This window comes from Pseudomonas sp. NPDC087615 (genome assembly GCF_044743445.1).
Classification (GTDB): domain Bacteria; phylum Pseudomonadota; class Gammaproteobacteria; order Pseudomonadales; family Pseudomonadaceae; genus Aquipseudomonas; species Aquipseudomonas baetica_A.
In genome coordinates, this window is record NZ_JBIUWM010000022.1 from 44006 (window position 1) to 60806 (window position 16801).

Annotated in this window: 11 protein-coding genes; 4 read left to right on the top strand and 7 right to left on the bottom strand. The window is 61.6% G+C overall.

Annotation, left to right across the window (positions count from 1 at the left end):
* Positions 1 to 23: 23 nt before the first annotated feature.
* Both ACIOU6_RS13175 and ACIOU6_RS13180 read right to left on the bottom strand, forming a co-directional pair.
* Complete coding sequence (locus tag ACIOU6_RS13175; protein ID WP_401136786.1) at positions 24 to 782, bottom strand: tetratricopeptide repeat protein; 759 nt, start codon at positions 780 to 782, stop codon at positions 24 to 26.
* The gene (locus ACIOU6_RS13180; protein WP_401136789.1) at positions 779 to 1459 is read right to left on the bottom strand and encodes a Fe2+-dependent dioxygenase; all 681 of its coding nucleotides are present in this window, start codon (positions 1457 to 1459) and stop codon (positions 779 to 781) included. The genes ACIOU6_RS13175 and ACIOU6_RS13180 overlap by 4 nt, the downstream gene beginning before the upstream one ends.
* Before the next feature lie 206 nt (positions 1460 to 1665).
* Here ACIOU6_RS13180 and ACIOU6_RS13185 point away from each other — a divergent pair, with 206 nt between their 5' ends.
* Together ACIOU6_RS13185 and ACIOU6_RS13190 are read left to right on the top strand one after the other, a co-directional pair.
* On the top strand, positions 1666 to 3981 hold the full coding sequence (locus tag ACIOU6_RS13185; protein WP_401136792.1) for a TonB-dependent receptor: 2316 nt from the start codon (positions 1666 to 1668) through the stop codon (positions 3979 to 3981).
* 234 nt (positions 3982 to 4215) lie between these two features.
* The gene (locus tag ACIOU6_RS13190; protein WP_401136873.1) at positions 4216 to 6744 is read left to right on the top strand and encodes a PepSY domain-containing protein; all 2529 of its coding nucleotides are present in this window, start codon (positions 4216 to 4218) and stop codon (positions 6742 to 6744) included.
* 120 nt (positions 6745 to 6864) lie between these two features.
* Here ACIOU6_RS13190 and ACIOU6_RS13195 read toward each other — a convergent pair whose 3' ends face one another.
* The 4 genes from ACIOU6_RS13195 to ptsP all read right to left on the bottom strand — a co-directional run bounded on the left by ACIOU6_RS13195 (position 6865) and on the right by ptsP (position 14312).
* Complete coding sequence (locus ACIOU6_RS13195) at positions 6865 to 8406, bottom strand: alkaline phosphatase D family protein (protein WP_401136794.1); 1542 nt, start codon at positions 8404 to 8406, stop codon at positions 6865 to 6867.
* A 358-nt stretch (positions 8407 to 8764) separates the two neighbouring features.
* Positions 8765 to 10498: a PTS fructose-like transporter subunit IIB gene (locus tag ACIOU6_RS13200; RefSeq protein ID WP_401136797.1), complete on the bottom strand. Its 1734-nt coding sequence runs from the start codon at positions 10496 to 10498 to the stop codon at positions 8765 to 8767.
* A gap of 11 nt (positions 10499 to 10509) precedes the next feature.
* Complete coding sequence (gene pfkB, locus ACIOU6_RS13205; protein ID WP_401136799.1) at positions 10510 to 11451, bottom strand: 1-phosphofructokinase; 942 nt, start codon at positions 11449 to 11451, stop codon at positions 10510 to 10512.
* Positions 11451 to 14312, bottom strand: coding sequence for a phosphoenolpyruvate--protein phosphotransferase (gene ptsP / locus ACIOU6_RS13210; RefSeq protein ID WP_401136801.1), 2862 nt, complete (start codon positions 14310 to 14312; stop codon positions 11451 to 11453). Before ptsP ends, pfkB begins: the two co-directional genes overlap by 1 nt.
* Before the next feature lie 305 nt (positions 14313 to 14617).
* Between ptsP and cra the strand changes: the two genes are divergently transcribed.
* Together cra and ACIOU6_RS13220 are read left to right on the top strand one after the other, a co-directional pair.
* The gene (cra, locus tag ACIOU6_RS13215) at positions 14618 to 15613 is read left to right on the top strand and encodes a catabolite repressor/activator (protein WP_221730626.1); all 996 of its coding nucleotides are present in this window, start codon (positions 14618 to 14620) and stop codon (positions 15611 to 15613) included.
* Between the two features lie 3 nt (positions 15614 to 15616).
* Positions 15617 to 16393: a TatD family hydrolase gene (locus tag ACIOU6_RS13220; RefSeq protein WP_221730625.1), complete on the top strand. Its 777-nt coding sequence runs from the start codon at positions 15617 to 15619 to the stop codon at positions 16391 to 16393.
* Here the strand turns inward: ACIOU6_RS13220 and ACIOU6_RS13225 are convergent, their stop codons facing one another.
* Positions 16394 to 16783 carry a hypothetical protein gene (locus tag ACIOU6_RS13225; protein ID WP_401136804.1) on the bottom strand — a complete coding sequence of 130 codons (390 nt, stop codon included), beginning with the start codon at positions 16781 to 16783 and terminating at the stop codon, positions 16394 to 16396.
* Positions 16784 to 16801: the final 18 nt, after the last annotated feature.

A 16801-nucleotide genomic window follows, 5' to 3' on the forward strand; every position in this document is an offset into this window, starting at 1 on the left:
GAGCAAGCCCGCTCCCACAAGGGTTATGCGCTGCGGCTCAGCTCATCCGTACGAAGTTGATACCTGGATGCCAACACCTGAATCCTTGGATCTGTTGCACTTGACAGAGTCTGACTCGCCACCCGCAAAAAATTCAGATTACCGCCAGCCAAAGCTTTCTCAAGCCAAGCCACCGCCTCATCAATCCGCCCTTCCCCCGCCAACACTGCCGCGTAACTGAACTGCCCGCGAAAATCCCCGCCCTTGGCCGCACGTCGATACCACTCGCGCGCCATGACCGGATCCGCCGGACATGCCTGCCCTTCTTCCAGATAACGTCCCAGCAGATTCATCGATTTCGCATGGCCCCGTTCAGCCGCGCGCCGATAAAGCGCCAGCGCCTGCAGATGATCCACCACCACCCCGCGCCCAGTCGCCAGCAAATTGGCGAGGTTGTACATCGCCCAATCCATCCCGGCATCCGCGGCGATCCGATAATGCTGCGCCGCAACGGACGCATCCGCGCGACAACCCCAACCATGCTCAAGACAACGCCCGAGCATATTGCGCGCCATCAAATGACCGCGCCCGGCGGCGATGCCAAACCAGCGCAGCGCCAACGGCTGATCCCTGGCAATGCCCTGCCCCTCCAGAAGGATCTGCCCCAGCAACGCCTGGGCTTCAACTTCGCCCTCACCCGCCGCCAGCAAAATCGCCTGCGCGGCACGGGCCGGACTTTCTTCGAGCATGGCGCTGAGTTGTTCACCGCTGAGGATTTCCTCGCGGCGCAATTGAAAACTCATACCTCGACCCAACGCCGCAGCAGGTTGTGATACGTGCCAGTAAGGCGGATCAGCGACGGGTGATCAGGCATGTCCTGGGTGAGTTGCTGGATCGCGTCGTCCATCTCGAACAGCAACGCGCGCTGGCTGTCTTCACGCACCAGGCTTTGCGTCCAGAAAAACGACGCATAACGCGCACCGCGAGTGACCGCATGGACCTTGTGCAGGCTGGTGCCGGGGTACAGCACCATGTCACCTGCAGGCAGCTTCACCCGCTGGGTGCCGAAGGTGTCCTGGATTTCCAGTTCGCCGCCGTCGTAATCCGCAGGCTCGCTGAAAAAAAGCGTGGCCGACAGATCAGTGCGTACCCGCTCGATGCTGCCCTTCGGTTGGCGCACGGCGTTGTCGATGTGGAAGTCGAAACTGCCGCCGGCCGTGTAACAGTTCACTAACGGCGGGAACACTTTGTGCGGCAGCGCGGCAGACATGAACAGCGGATTTTTCCACAGCCGCTCAAGCATCGCCGCGCCGATTTCCTTGGCCAGCGGATGGCCCTCAGGCAATTGCAGATTGTGTTTGGCCTTGGCCGATTGGTAGCCGGCGGTGATCTTGCCATCGGCCCAATCCGCCTCTTCGAGCGCCTGGCGGATGCGCTGCACTTCTTCTTTCGCGAACAGGCCGGGAATGTGCAGCAGCATGGCAAACGCACCTGATGGTAAAAGGATGCCAATGGTATTGATTCTTATTGGCCGTGTAAAACCCACAGACGAATGAATCAGTAAAAACCGTAAGGTCAAATTGTAAAGAATGTAAATTCAGTGCGAATAACAATATTTCGCAATTGATACACATACCTGTTTACCCTATATTCCGCCGCCTCAAATCCTTGGGGAGGGGAATTCAAATGGCACGTCAACACGCTCAAATACCGGTCAGTTCACCACGTTTGCTCGCCTCTGCAATTGGCGTGGCAATCACCGCAGGCTCCGCGGGCCACATGGTATTCGCCGCCGAAAAGACCGACAGCAAAGCCTCTGGCAATGCCATCGCCCTGGATGCCACCGCCATCACCGGCGAAGTGCAGGACACCACGTCCTACCAGGTCGAGAAAGCCTCCTCGCCCAAGTACACCGCGCCGCTGGTCGACACACCGCGCTCGGTCACCGTGATCCCGCAACAAGTGCTCAAAGACACCGGCGCCCTGAACATGCAGGACGCGCTGCGTACCGTGCCGGGCATCACCTTTGGTGCCGGTGAGGGTGGCAACCCGCAGGGCGATCGTCCGTTCATCCGCGGCTTCGACGCCCAGGGCGACACCTACCTGGACGGCGTGCGCGATACCGGTTCGCAGAGCCGCGAAATCTTCGCCGTCGAAAACATCGAAGTCAGCAAGGGCCCGAACTCGGCCATCGGTGGTCGCGGCGCAGCGGGCGGCAGCATTAACCTGGTGAGCAAGAAAGCCCACCTGGGCGATTCGTTCGACGGTGGTTTTACCTGGGGCTCCGACCAGACCCAGCGCTACACCCTCGACGGCAACTACCAGTTCAGCGACACCGCTGCCGGGCGTCTGAACCTGATGAGCCACGAGAGCAACGTCGCCGGCCGCGACAAGGTCGATTACGACCGTTGGGGCATCGCGCCGTCGCTGGCGTTCGGCCTGGGCACCGACACCCGCGTCAACCTCGATTACTACCATCTGGAAAGCAACGACACACCGGACTCGGGCGTGCCGTACACCATCCCGACCGGTGGCTCGGCAGCACGCACCAAGTCCAATCCGGACAAGCCGTACGCCGGCGGTGACCACAGTAATTTCTACGGTCTGGATCGCGACTTCCGCAAGGGCCGCACCGACACCGCAACCTTCGCCATCGAGCACGATCTGAACGACTCGCTGACGATCAAGAACACCCTGCGCCACGGCACCAGCATGCAGGATTACATCCTGACCCAGCCGGACGACAGCAAGGGCAACGTCAACAACGGCAGCGTCTGGCGTCGTGCGAACACTCGCGTGAGCAACACCGAGACCACCACCAACCAGACGGACCTGTTCGGCAACTTCTACGTCGCCGGTTTCAAGAACAGCTTCTCCACCGGCGTCGAATACACCCGCGAGCAAGGCCAGAAGTCCTCGTACACCGTCAACACCGACACCACGCCGCGCACCACCGCTGTCACCAATAACTGCACGCCGTCGATGATCGGCGCGTCGAGTGGCTACAACTGCACCTCGCTGTCGAACCCGAACCCGAACGATCCGTGGAACGGCGCGATCTCGCGCAACTACGCCGGCACCGACACCAAGGCCAACACTTACGCGCTGTATGTGTTCGACACTCTGGAACTGTCCGAGCAATGGCTGGTGAACATGGGCCTGCGTTACGACCACTTCGACACCGAATACAAAACCTACACCGCGGCCGGCAAAACCACCTCCAAGGGTGATGACACCAGCGAGTTCGTTACCGGTCAATTCGGCGTGGTCTACAAACCAGCGGATAACGGCAGCATCTATGCCTCCTATGCCACCTCCGCCACCCCGCCGGGCAACACCCTCGGCGAAGGCCAGGAAGGCAACCCGCTGGGCGGCACCCCGAACCGCGCCGGCAACTTGCTCAGCAGCGACATGGAGCCGGAAACCACCAAGAACTACGAAATCGGCACCAAGTGGGATCTGCTCAATGATCGCTTGTCGCTGACGGCTGATATCTTCCGCACCGAGAAAGATAACGCTCGCGTGCAAGTCGATACCACGTCGTACGAGAACGCCGGAAAAACCCGCGTACAAGGTATCGAACTGTCGGCCAGCGGCAAGATCACCGACCAGTGGCAAGTGTTCGCCGGTTACGCCTACATGGACAGCGAGCAGGTCGACGGCGGCCCGATGGGCAAGGCCAACGACGGTAACCAACTGCCTAACACGCCGAAAAACAGCGCCAGCCTGTGGACCACTTATCAGGTCACGCCGAAGCTGACGATCGGTGGCGGTGCGTTCTACGTCGATGACGTGTTCGGCAGCGTGGCCAACACCACCCTGGTCGATTCGTACGTGCGTTACGACGCGATGGCGGCCTACAAGCTGACCAAGAACGTCGACCTGCAACTCAACGTGCAGAACCTGACCAATGAAACCTATTACGACAAAGCCTTCGCGACCCACTTCGCCAACCAGGCGGCGGGCCGTACGGCACTGTTGAGCACCAACTTCCACTTCTGATCAATGCTGTAAATGTGGGAGTGAGCTTGCTCGCGAAGGCGATGTGTCAGTGAAATAGATATCGACTGACATGGCGCATTCGGGAGCAAGCCCCCTCCCACAAGGAGTGCGCCGCAAGGTACGGCCCCGTTCACTCAGTTGAACGGGGCTTTTGTGCGTAATAAAGAACGCTTCTCGATAAGCCACGGCATAATGCGCGCCGTGATGACAATTTCCGAACGGACGGCGAGTGACGTGTTAAAGAAAACCCTGTTCCAGTTGCACTGGTTTTTTGGCATCACTGCCGGGCTGGTGCTGGCCTTGATGGGCATTACCGGTGCGGCCTATTCGTTTCAGGACGAAATCCTGCGAGCGCTGAACCCGTCGGTGCTGCAGGTGGAAAAACACGTCGCCGGGGTCCTGCCGCCGGTCGAACTGGTGGAGCGCATCGAGGCCACTTCGGGCAAGAAAGTCTCGATGCTCTGGGTCGAGACCGACAGCGGCAACGCAGCAAAGGTGTTCTTCACCCCGCCCAAAGGCGAACGCCGTGGCGAGATGCGCTACTTCGATCCGTACACCGCCGAGTTCAAGGGTGACGCAACCGGCCAGGACTTCTTCGGCCTGATGCTGCAACTGCACCGTTTCCTCGCCATGGGCGACACCGGGCGCAACATCACCGGCGCCTGCACCTTGATTCTGCTGTTCTTCTGCCTCTCTGGCCTGTACCTGCGCTGGCCGCGCCAGTGGAACAAATGGCGCGTGTGGCTGACCCTGGACTGGAAGAAAAAGGGCCGCGCTTTCAATTGGGATCTGCACTCCGTGGCGGGAACCTGGTGCCTGTTGGTGTATCTGCTGCTGGCGTTGACCGGGTTGTCGTGGTCGTACGAGTGGTACAACAAAGGCCTGACCAAACTGCTTTCCGACGCACCGCAGAACGAGCGCGTGCGCGGTGGTCGCGGGCCTGCGCCGCAAGGCCCGGCACCGACCGCCGACTATGCCGCGATGTGGAGCAGCATCTACAGCGCCGCCGGCCCGGGCCTGTCTGCCTACAACATCCGCATGCCGCCCGTGGCTGGCCAACCGGCGACGGTGTTCTACCTGCTCGACCGCTCGCCCCATGATCGCGCGCTGAACCAGATCACCCTCGACCCGGCCACCGGCATCGTCAAACGCGTTGATCGCTACGCCGACAAGCGTTTCAAGGCGCAGCTGCTGACCAGCCTTTATGCGCTGCACGTGGGCAGCTATTTCGGCCTTGTCGGGCGGATCATCATCACGCTCGCCGCAGTGTGCATGCCGCTGTTCTTCATCACCGGATGGTTGTTGTACCTGGATCGTCGCCGCAAGAAACAACAGATCAACAATGCCCGCAAAGGCCTTGAACAACCGGCCGGCGGTGCGTCTTCGTGGTTGATCGGTTTCGCCAGCCAGAGCGGTTTCGCCGAGCAACTGGCGTGGCAGAGCGCAGGCCAATTGCAAGCCGCCGGGATGCCGGTGAACGTGCAACCGCTGGCAAACGTCAGTGAGCAGGATTTGCGTGAGTCAGCCAACGCATTGTTTGTCGTCAGCACCTTCGGCGACGGCGAGGCGCCAGACAGCGCCCGCGGTTTCGAGCGCAAAGTGCTCAGCCACGCGGCGACACTCGACAGCCTGAACTATGCGGTGCTGGGCCTTGGCGATCGCCAGTACCCGCACTTCTGCGGCTTCGCCCGACGCTTGCAGCAATGGCTGAGCGAGCACGGCGCCAAGACCTTGTTCGCCCCCGTGGAAGTCGACAGCGCTGATCCCTACGCCCTGCGTCACTGGCAAACCCAACTCGGCCAGATCACCGGGCAAGCGCCGGTCGACACCTGGCAAGCGCCGAACTACGACAACTGGACGCTGCTGCGCCGCGAGCGGATGAACCCGGACAGCAGCGGCTCGCCGGTTTTTCTGATCGCTCTGAGCGCACCGAACACCAGCAGTTGGCTGGCGGGTGATTTGGTGGAGGTGCTGCCACGCAACGGCGGTTGGGCCATCGAACACTTCCTCGACGGCCTCGGTATTCGCGGCGAGAACAAGGTGACCCTCAATGGCCTGGAAGAGCCGCTGGAAGTCGCCCTCGCCACCCGTCAGTTGCCGGAGCACCGCGCGCATCTGGTCGGTCTGCATGCGCAGGCGCTGGTCGACGCGATGGTGCCGCTGACGATGCGCGAATACTCGATTGCATCGATTCCCGCCGATGGCGTGCTGGAGCTGATTGTGCGTCAGGAACAACACGGCAATGGCAGCCTCGGCATCGGTTCCGGCTGGCTGACCGAACACGCGCCGTTGGGTGGCAGCATCAGTCTGCGAGTGCGCCGCAACAGCGGTTTCCACTTGCCGAACGAGCCAGTGCCCATGATTCTGCTGGGCAACGGCACGGGCCTTGCCGGGCTACGCAGTTTGCTCAAGGCACGCATCGCCGACGGTCAGCAGCGCCAGTGGTTGCTGTTTGGCGAGCGTAATCGTGAACACGATTTCCTCTGTCGAGCGGAGCTGGAGGAGTGGTTGATCAACGGCGATCTGGAGCGGCTGGACCTAGCGTTTTCGCGGGATCAGGTTGAGAAGGTTTATGTGCAGGATCGCTTGCGTGAATCGGCTGATGACCTGAAAAAATGGCTGGCCGACGGTGCTGTCATCTATATCTGTGGCAGCTTGCAGGGAATGGCATCAGGCGTGGACCAGGCACTCAACGACATCCTCGGCGCCGCCGAAGTCGAACGTCTGATCGAACAGGGACGTTATCGCAGGGACGTTTACTGACCCCACACATTCCCCACTGTGGGAGCGAGCCTGCTCGCGAAGGCGATTTAACACTCAACATTGATGTTGGCTGTAACTCCGCTTTCGCGAGCAGGCTCGCTCCTACAGGGGATGCGCTGATCAAACCGGCTGCAATTTTTTCTCAAACACCGCCACCCCATCCAGATCCCGCAACACCACACTCATCTCCCCACTCTGCCCTTCAATATTGACCTCGCCAAAAAACTGAAACCCGGCAAACGGCGAAGTGTTCTGTGCCGGCGGGGCTTTCTCGAACACCACTTCTGGGCCAAAGGTCTTGTCCAACGGATTAGGCCCGAAACTCCCGGCATTCAACGGCCCGGCGACAAACTCCCAGAACGGTTCGAAATCCTGAAACGCCGCACGATCCGGGTGATAGTGATGCGCCGCGCAGTAATGCACGTCTGCCGTCAGAAAGACAAAATTGCGCACCTGCTGCGCCCGCAGAAATCCGAGCAATTCAGCAATTTCCAGTTCACGCCCCTGCGCCGGCCCCGGGTCGCCGTTGGCCACTGCTTCCCACCGTGCCACGCCAGGACTCACCTCGCCATCAGGCACACCAAGGCCAATCGGCATGTCGGCGGCGATCACCTTCCATTGCGCTTGCGAGCCCTTGAGCCCCTGCTTGAGCCAGTTCAGTTGCTCACGCCCAAGAAACGGTTTCGCCGCCCCGAGGTTGTCATCGTTGGCATCGCGATAGCTGCGCATGTCGAGGACAAACACATCAAGCATCGGCCCATAACTGAGCTTGCGATAAATCCGCCCGCCACCGTCAGCGGTCTGCAAGCGCAACGGCGCGTATTCGAGCCAGGCCTGACGTGCTCGGCCCACCAGCGTGTGGATATCTTTTTCCTGATAGCGCTCATCCAGTTGCTTGCCCGGCGACCAGTTGTTAACCACTTCATGGTCATCCCACTGCCAGATCTGCGGCACCTCGGCATTGAAGCGGCGGATGTTTTCGTCCATCAGGTTGTAGCGGTAGTTGCCGCGATAATCGTCGAGGGTCTGCGCGACTTTGCTCTTGGCTTCGGTGGTGATGTTGCGCCATATCCGACCGTTTTCAGTGGTCAGCTGCGCCGGCACCGGGCCGTCAGCGTAGATGGTGTCGCCGCTGTGGATAAAGAAGTCCGGCAGGCGCAGACGCATGGCTTCGTAGATACGCATGCCACCAATGTCCGGGTTGATGCCAAAACCCTGGCCGACGGTGTCGCCGCTCCAGACGAATCGAATATCACGCTTGGCCGTCGGCATGCTGCGCAAATGGCCGAACCACGGTTCGCTGGCGACGCCGGTCTGCGCGTCTTCAAAGTAAACACGATAGAAAATCGCCTGATCGGCGGGCAACCCGGTCAGCTCGACGCGAGCGGTGAAATCCGTGCGGGCGTCGGCCAGTGGCGAGACAGATCGGCGGGGGTTGCCGAACAGGCTCCGCGTGTCCCACTCAACCACCATCCGCGCCGGACGGTCGCTGCGGCTCCAGATCATCGCCCGGTCGCCTTGCAGGTCGCCGGACTGCACGCCGTCGGTGAGTTGCGGACGATCCTTGACCGACGCGATCACCGCCGGCGCCAGCCCCGGCATCAACAGCCCGGCACCCACGGCTTGCATGACACGACGGCGACCGAGGTTGAAATCGCTCATGGTGTTCTCCCTGGAAAAAGGAAAACTAAAGCACGGGTTTATGAACCCGGCATGACATCAGCCCCACCACAAACCCCAATGTGGGAGCGGGCTTGCTCGCGAAGACGTCGTAACAGCCAACATCGAATGGACTGACACACCGCTTTCGCGAGCAAGCCCGCTACCACTGGGAATGTGCGTCAGGCCTTCACTGCCGTGTCGTCTCAAGATCATCAACGCTGCAGTCAGCCAAGGCAGCAGCACCACCACAAACCCCAATGTGGTAGCGGGCTTGCTCACGAAGGCGTCGTGCCAGCCAACATCGAATGGACTGACACACCGCTTTCGCGAGCAAGCCCGCTCCCACAGGGAATGTGCATCAGGCCTTCGCCGGTGCCATTGTGAGGTCGACGGACTCGGGCCGTTTGACCGTCGCGTAGACCACCGCCGTCAGCAAACTACCGGCGACAATCGCCAGCAGATAAAGCAGCGCATGATTGATCGCATTCGGAATCGCCAGTACGAACAAGCCACCGTGCGGCGCCATCAGTTTGCAGCCGAAGTACATCGACAGCGCGCCGGTCAACGCACCGCCCGCGATGCTCGCCGGGATCACCCGTAGCGGGTCTTTCGCGGCAAACGGAATCGCCCCTTCGGAGATAAAGCACAGCCCCAGCACGAAGGCAGCCTTACCCGCTTCGCGCTCGGTCTGGGCGAACTTGCGTCGGGCGATGAACGTGGCGATGCCCAGACCAATCGGTGGCACCATCCCTGCCGCCATGGTCGCGGCCATCGGCGCGTAACTCTGCGAGGCCAGCAGCCCCACCGAAAAGGCATACGCCGCTTTGTTGATCGGCCCTCCGAGGTCAACGCACATCATGCCGCCGAGCAACACACCCAGCAGGATCGCATTGGTGGTGCCCATGCTGTCGAGGAAATGCGTCAGCGCCGCGAGCATTTGCGCTACAGGTTTGCCGACCACGTAGATCATCACCAATCCGGTGAACAGGCTGGCGAACAACGGGATGATCAGAATCGGTTTCAACGCTTCAAGACTTTGCGGAAGCGCGACATAACGACTGATCGCCTTGGCCGCGTAACCAGCAATGAAACCGGCGACGATCCCGCCGATAAACCCGGCGCCCAGGGTGCTGGCGAGCAAGCCGCCAATCATCCCCGGCGCGAGGCCCGGACGGTCGGCAATCGAGTAGGCGATGTAACCGGCCAGCAGCGGCACCATCAACTTGAACGCGGTCTCACCGCCGATCTGCATCAGTGCCGCCGCCAGCGTGCCTTCTTCCTTGAACGCGGTGATGCCAAAGACGAACGACAGGGCAATCATCAGACCACCCGCCACCACCATCGGCAGCATGTACGACACGCCGGTCAGCAGGTGTTTGTAGACGCCGGTTTTCTCCGACTTGACCGGGGCCTTGCCATCGCTGGCAGCGCTTTCCTGCTGGCCTTCGGCGAGGGCTTTTTTCAGCGTCGCTTCGGACTGTTTCAACGCAATGCCGGTGCCACAGCGGTAGATTTTCTTGCCGGCAAAACGCTCGGTGGCGACGTCGATATCCGCCGCCAGCAACACCACATCCGCCTCGGCAATCGCTGTCGCACTCAGGGGCGTTTTCGCACCCACCGAACCTTGGGTTTCGACTTGCAGTTCATAGCCCAGACGCTTGGCCGTTTGCTGCAACGCTTCGGCCGCCATAAAGGTGTGGGCGACACCGGTCGGGCATGCGGTGATGGCGACGATGCGCGGTGCACGTTGCGCAACCGCAGCAGGGGCGGCTTCGGTTGCGACATAAACTTCGGCTTCTTCGGCACCGCGACGCAGTACCTCCTCGACGTCCTGCAGGGCCTGCGCCGGGGCAATCTGAAAGAGCCGTTTGCCGACGAAACGCGTCATGTCGACGTTGCCGGTGGACACCAGTAACACCCACTCCGCCGCCTCGATGGTCGCCGCCGACAACTCGCGTTCCGGATGCGCCGCATCGACCACTTCAACGCTGGTGCTCCAGCCCTGACGCTGCGCTGCGGCATCAAGCAAACGGGCGCACAGCACACTGGTGACCATGCCGTTCGGGCATGCCGTAACAATGGCTAACTTCATGACAAACCCTCTTATTGTTCTGTCAGGGGGCGAATGCGCACGCCCTGTTCGAGCTGCGCCAGTTGCGTGGCGTCGTTGATGCCAAAACCGATCTGCGTCACCGCCATCGCCGCAATCGCCGTGGCCGTGCGCAAGGTCTGCTCAGGCGTGTCGGCGCTGAGCAAACCGTGGAGCATGCCGGCCAGCAGCGAATCGCCGGCACCGACGGTGCTGGCCACGCTGACCTTGGGCGGCGTGGCGTGCAGCGCCGAGCCGACACTGAACCAGTTCACACCGTCGGCACCGTGGGAGATCACGACGTGCTCGATACCTTGAGCGTGCAGTCGACTCGCCGCTTGAGCCTCGGCGGCGTGGGAAACCACCTCGCAACCCAACGCATCGGCCAGTTCGTCCGTGTTCGGTTTGATCAGCCAAGGGCTGGCCTTCAACGCTTGGCGCAACGCTTCGCCGCTGGAGTCGAGGGCGACTTTCAGGCCAAGCGAGTTAAGCCGCTCGATCAATTCGCGCAGCCACTGCGCAGTTACGCCACGCGGCAGGCTGCCGGCGACCACGACCGCGTCATGCCCCGGCGCAATCTGCACCAGACGCTCAAGCAACGCCTGCTGCGCGGCTGCATCGACCAACGGCCCAGGGCCGTTGATGTCGGTGATACGGCCATCGCTTTCAGCGACTTTGATATTGCTGCGCGTCTCCCCCGGTACACGGATAAACGCGTCGACAAATCCACGCTTGGCGAACAGGGTTTCGAACGCTTGCAGATTGTCTTCGCCGAGAAAGCCACTGACCGTCAATTGATGGCCCAGGTCAGCCAGCACCTGCGCGACGTTCACGCCTTTGCCGGCGGCGTGGGTGTGCATCTCGTCGCTGCGATTGACCTGACCGGCGTCCAGCCGTGGCAACTCGACGGTAAGGTCGAGCGCCGGGTTGAGGGTCAGGGTAAGAATCTTGGCCATTACAGGGCCTCCACTAATGCACGCACTTCATTGGCGCTGCCCACGGTGAGGGCTTGTTGAGCAAGGGTTTGCGCCTGGGTCAGGCTGAGTTCGCGCACGCGCGCCTTGACCTCGGCAATGCTGCGTCCGGACACACTCAACTCATCGACGCCAAGGCCGACCAGCACCGGCACGGCCAGCGGGTCCGCCGCCAGCTCACCGCACACGCCCACCCATTTGCCGTGGGCATGGGCCGCGCGCACGGTGATGTCGATCAGTTGCAGCACGGCAGGGTGCAAGCCGTCAGCCTGGGCCGACAGGGTCGGATGACCACGGTCGATGGCCAGGGTGTATTGGGTCAGGTCGTTGGTGCCGACGCTGAAGAAGTCGACTTCCTTGGCCAGCACCGGCGCGAGCAATGCGGCGGACGGTACTTCGATCATGATCCCCAGTTGCAAATCGGCCACCGGGATTTCCAGGCGCAGACGCTCGGTCATGTCGCGGGCCTGACGCCATTCTTCAACGCTGCCGACCATCGGGAACATGATCCGCAACGGACGGTTATCCGCCGACCGCAGCAAGGCGCGCAGTTGCGCTTCCATGATCTGCGGACGCTGCAAGGTCAGGCGAATGCCGCGCACGCCGAGGAACGGGTTTTCTTCCTTGGCGATCGGCCAATACGGCAGCGGTTTGTCGCCACCGACGTCCAGCGTACGCACCACCAGCGGCCGCCCGGCGAGACCATCGAGCACACGGCGGTATTCAGCTTCTTGCGTGGCCTCGTCCGGCGCTTGCGGGTGGGCCATGAAAATCAGTTCGGTGCGCAGCAGACCGATGCCTTCGGCGCCCTGCTCCACCGCGCTGATCACGCCGGCGCTTTCGCCGATGTTGGCGAACACTTCGACGGCGTGGCCGTCGGTGGTGTGTGCCGGTTGATGACGTTGTTCGGCGGCCACCTTGAGTCGCTGCTCGCGAGTGTTGCGTTCTTCGGTGGCGCGTTGCAGGGTCGCGGCATCCGCATCGACATGCAGGCGACCGCGCAGACCGTCGAGCAGCAATGGCGTGCCCGGCGCCAGCAGCAACACTGCTGCACCTGCACCGACCAGCGCCGGAATGCCCAACGCACGAGCGACGATGGCGCTGTGCGCGGTGGCTCCGCCGCGAGCGGTAAGAATCCCCGCCACGCGTGCCGGGTCCAGCCGTGCGACGTCGGACGGGCCGACCTCGTCCATCACCAGAATGTACGGTTGCTCGGGCTCGCTCGCGGTCTGCACGCCACACATTTGCGCCAATACCCGACGGCCGATATCACGCAGATCCGCCGCACGCTCGGCGAGCAAGGCGTCCTGTAGCGACTCCTGCTGTTTGGCCGCGGCTTCGATCACTGCCATCCACGCCGCTTCAGCGCTTTCGCCCTGTTTGAGGCGCGTGTCGACTTCGTCGGTCAGTTCCGGGTCGTCGAGCATCTCCTGATGGGTGATGAAAATCTCGCGAATGGCTTTGGCTTTACTGCGTTCGATCAAGCCTTGAATGTCGCTGCGCACATCGCTGAGCGCTTGCTTGAGACGTTCACGCTCAACGGCGGCGGACTCGCCGCGCAGCGGGTAATCGATGGTTTGCTGCACTTGAATGTGCGCAGGGCCAATCGCGATGCCCGGTGCTGCCGGGATCGCTTGCAGCAGGCTGCCGGACGCAGGGGCGACGACGACTTCGGCGATATCGGCAATCACTTCGCGCTGCTGGCTCACAGCCGGCAACGGCTCAACTTCTTCACCGAGGCCTTCTTCGATGGCGGACAACAAGGCCGGCAAGGCATCGGCGGCGATGCTCGGTTCAGCGATCAGCTCCAGCACCTGACCGCGACGGGCGCCCAGGCTCAGCAGTTTGCTCAGGCTCTTAACCGACACGGCGCTGTCCTGACCGTCGACGATGCGCACACGAATCTCGCCGTCAAAGCTTTTGGCCAGTTGCGCGAGGATCTTCGCCGGACGCGCATGCAAACCGTGGGCATTGGCCAACGCAATACGTGCGCTCGGCCAGTCGGCCGGCAATTCACCGCCAAGCACTTCGAGGACTTTACGGCTGCTGGTGGCACGACCCAGTTCGTGACCGCGACCTTCGATCAGCAACGCACACAAGCGCTCAAGCAAGGCCTGATGCGCTTCGCCCAGGCTGGCCAGGCAGAACAGACCGCTGAGCGGTTGGCCGAGGTAGCGCATCGGTTTGTCCGGGGTGACAAAAGCCAGGCCCGGGCGTTTCACTGTTTGTTCGCTGTGCAGCCACCACAGGCCATCGCCCAGCGGCAGCGCTTCGACTTGCTGCAACACGCCGGCAAAGCCGTTGCTCACGCAATCGGCCTGACGCAACAGACGCGCGCCACGCCAGACCAGTTCTTCGAAATCGTCGGCGGAGACACCGAGGCCGATCATCTGCGCGTCCAGCGCCAACTCCTGCGGCGCGCCTTGCAGCAGTTTCAGCAGCGCTTCGGGGGAGCTGGCGCGACGCAGGGCCTGGCCCAGATCCGTCTCGCCGAGGGCGCGGGTCAGCAGTTGCAACAGGCGCAGGTGTTCATCGGATTTGGCGGCGATACCGATGGCCAGATAAACGATCTGACCATCGCCCCAATCCACGCCCTCGGGAAACTGCATCAAGCGCACGCCAGTGGCGAACACTTGGTCGCGGGTCTCGGGAGTGCCGTGCGGGATGGCAATACCTTGACCGAGAAAGGTCGAGCCCTGGGCTTCGCGAGCCTGCAATCCGGCCAGGTATCCGTCGGCGACCAATCCATCGGCGACCAGGTGATTGGCCAGCAATTGCAAGGCAGCGGGTTTATCCACAGCCGATTGGCCCATGGATATCTGCTCTATAGTGAGCTCGAGCATGCGATCTCCTTTTTGGCACATGAAGGTGCCAGGTATTGTTTTGAATGGTTGCAGCTTAGGCGCTTGTCAGCTTCCTTTTCAGGGGCATTTTTGGCGGTTTCACGGCAGAACCGACCAAAAGCGTCTAAAACGTAGAAAATACGCTTGCTGAAACGTTTAATCTAGATTGATCGGCACGTTACTCGATAATGTCTCATCCTTGAAGTCCAACTTGTCGGATGCGCGCAGGCAATAGTCGTCTGCCCTAATCGGGTAGGATTGGCGAAAATCTCGCGGCAAACTCGAAAAAACAAGGAAATACCGGGTTGAAACTCAGTGATATCGCGCGGTTGGCCGGCGTGTCCGTGACCACCGCCAGCTACGTCATCAACGGCAAGGCCGAACAGCAACGCATCAGCACCGCCACCGTCGAGCGTGTGCGTGCGGTGGTCGAGCAGCACGGCTTCACGCCCAACCCTCAGGCGGCCGGGCTGCGCAGTCGGCATACGCGCACCTTGGGGTTTATCCTGCCGGATCTGGAAAACCCCAGTTATGCGCGAATCGCCAAACTGCTGGAACAAGGTGCGCGGGCGCGCGGCTATCAGTTGCTGATCGCCAGTTCCGACGATGCGCCGGACAGCGAGCGCCAATTGCTGCAACTGTTCAAGGCGCGCCGCTGCGATGCGTTGATCGTCGCCAGTTGCCTGCCGGCCGGTGACGACAGTTATCGTCAGTTGCAGGCCAAGGGGCTGCCGATCATCGCCATCGACCGGGTCATGGAACCGGAGCATTTCTGCTCGGTGATCAGCGACGACCGCGAGGCCAGCCTGCACCTGACCCAGAGCCTGCTCGATCCGCAGCCCAAGCAGATCGTGTTGCTCGGCGCCCGTGCGGAGCTGAGCATCAGCCAGGAGCGTGCCGCTGGTTTCAAACAGGCCCTCGTCGACTTCAAAGGCGAAGTGCTGGTCGAGCACGCCGAATCGTTCAGTCGCGAATGCGGCAAGCAGTTGATGGAAGACCTCCTGCAACGCCTGGGGCATTTGCCTGATGCGCTGGTAACCACGTCCTACGTGCTGTTGCAGGGGGTGTTCGATGCGCTGCATGACTTCCCGCTCAAGTCGCGACCGCTGCGCCTCGGCACGTTCGGCGACACGCAGTTGCTGGACTTCCTGCCGCTGCCGGTCAACGCCATGGCCCAACAGCACCAGTTGATTGCCGACAAGGCACTGGAACTGGCGCTGGCGGCCGTCGAGCAGTCGGAGTACAAGCCTGGCGTGCAGGCCATTGCGCGGACCTTCAAGCAGCGTATTCACCAGGGCTGAACCGTGGAGTTGATCGACAGCCACACCCACCTGGATTTTCCCGATTTCGACGCCGATCGCTCGGCGTTGCTGGCCGAAAGCCGTGCCCTCGGGGTGCGGCGGATGGTGGTGCTGGGCGTCCATGAGGGCAACTGGCAACGGGTGTGGGATCTGGTGCAAAGCGATGCTGATCTGTACGCGGCGTTCGGTTTGCACCCGGTGTATCTGGATCAGCATCGCCCCGAAGATTTACAGACACTCGGCGACTGGCTGACGCGGTTGCGCAGCCATCGACAGTTATGTGCAGTGGGCGAGATCGGTCTGGATTACTTCATCGAAACCCTTGACCGCGAACGCCAACAGGCGCTGTTCGAGGCGCAGTTGCAACTGGCGGCGGACTTTGAATTACCGGCGCTGATCCATGTACGCCGCAGCCACGCGGCGGTGATTGCCACGCTCAAGCGTTTTCGATTGAAACGTGCAGGGATCATCCACGCGTTTGCCGGCAGCCGTGAAGAGGCGCGCGAGTACATCAAACTCGGTTTCAAACTCGGTTTAGGCGGCGCGCCGACCTGGCCGCAGGCGTTGCGCATGCATCGGGTGCTGGCGGATCTGCCGCTGGATTCGATCGTGCTGGAAACCGACTCACCGGACATGCCGCCCGCCATGTTTCCCGGCCAGCGCAACAGCCCGGCGCACTTGCCGGCGATCTGCGAGGCGCTGGCCGCACTGATGAACATCAGTGCGCCACAACTGGCCAATGCCAGCACGGCCAACAGCTGCGAAGTGTTTGGCTGGTAATCAGTCGCCGTGAGCCTTGGCGGCTTCTAGCACCAGCGTCAGATGCTGGCGCTGACGCGCGTATCGAACGGCAACGAAGTACAGAAAAATAGTTATCAGCGACGCATTCAACTGCTCGGTGACGCTTAGCAGCCCTATCCACTCCATCACCAACGCCAACAGCAACGCAATGCACACCGTCATTGACACGCTGAAGCGCAACAACGCCAGCGAATCGAGAGACTTGAAGCGTTTGATCTGTTGCGGGCAGCGCAGCTCCAGGCTTTTCTGGCAATGCTGGCAGGTGAACGGTTCATTGATTGCGATGGCATTGAGTTGCCAGGGCTTGAGCACCAGGGTGATCTGGCAGTGGGCGCAGCGGCCCTGGATGCCCAGAGTTGCAACAGTCATTAGCGGCCTTCTCCACGC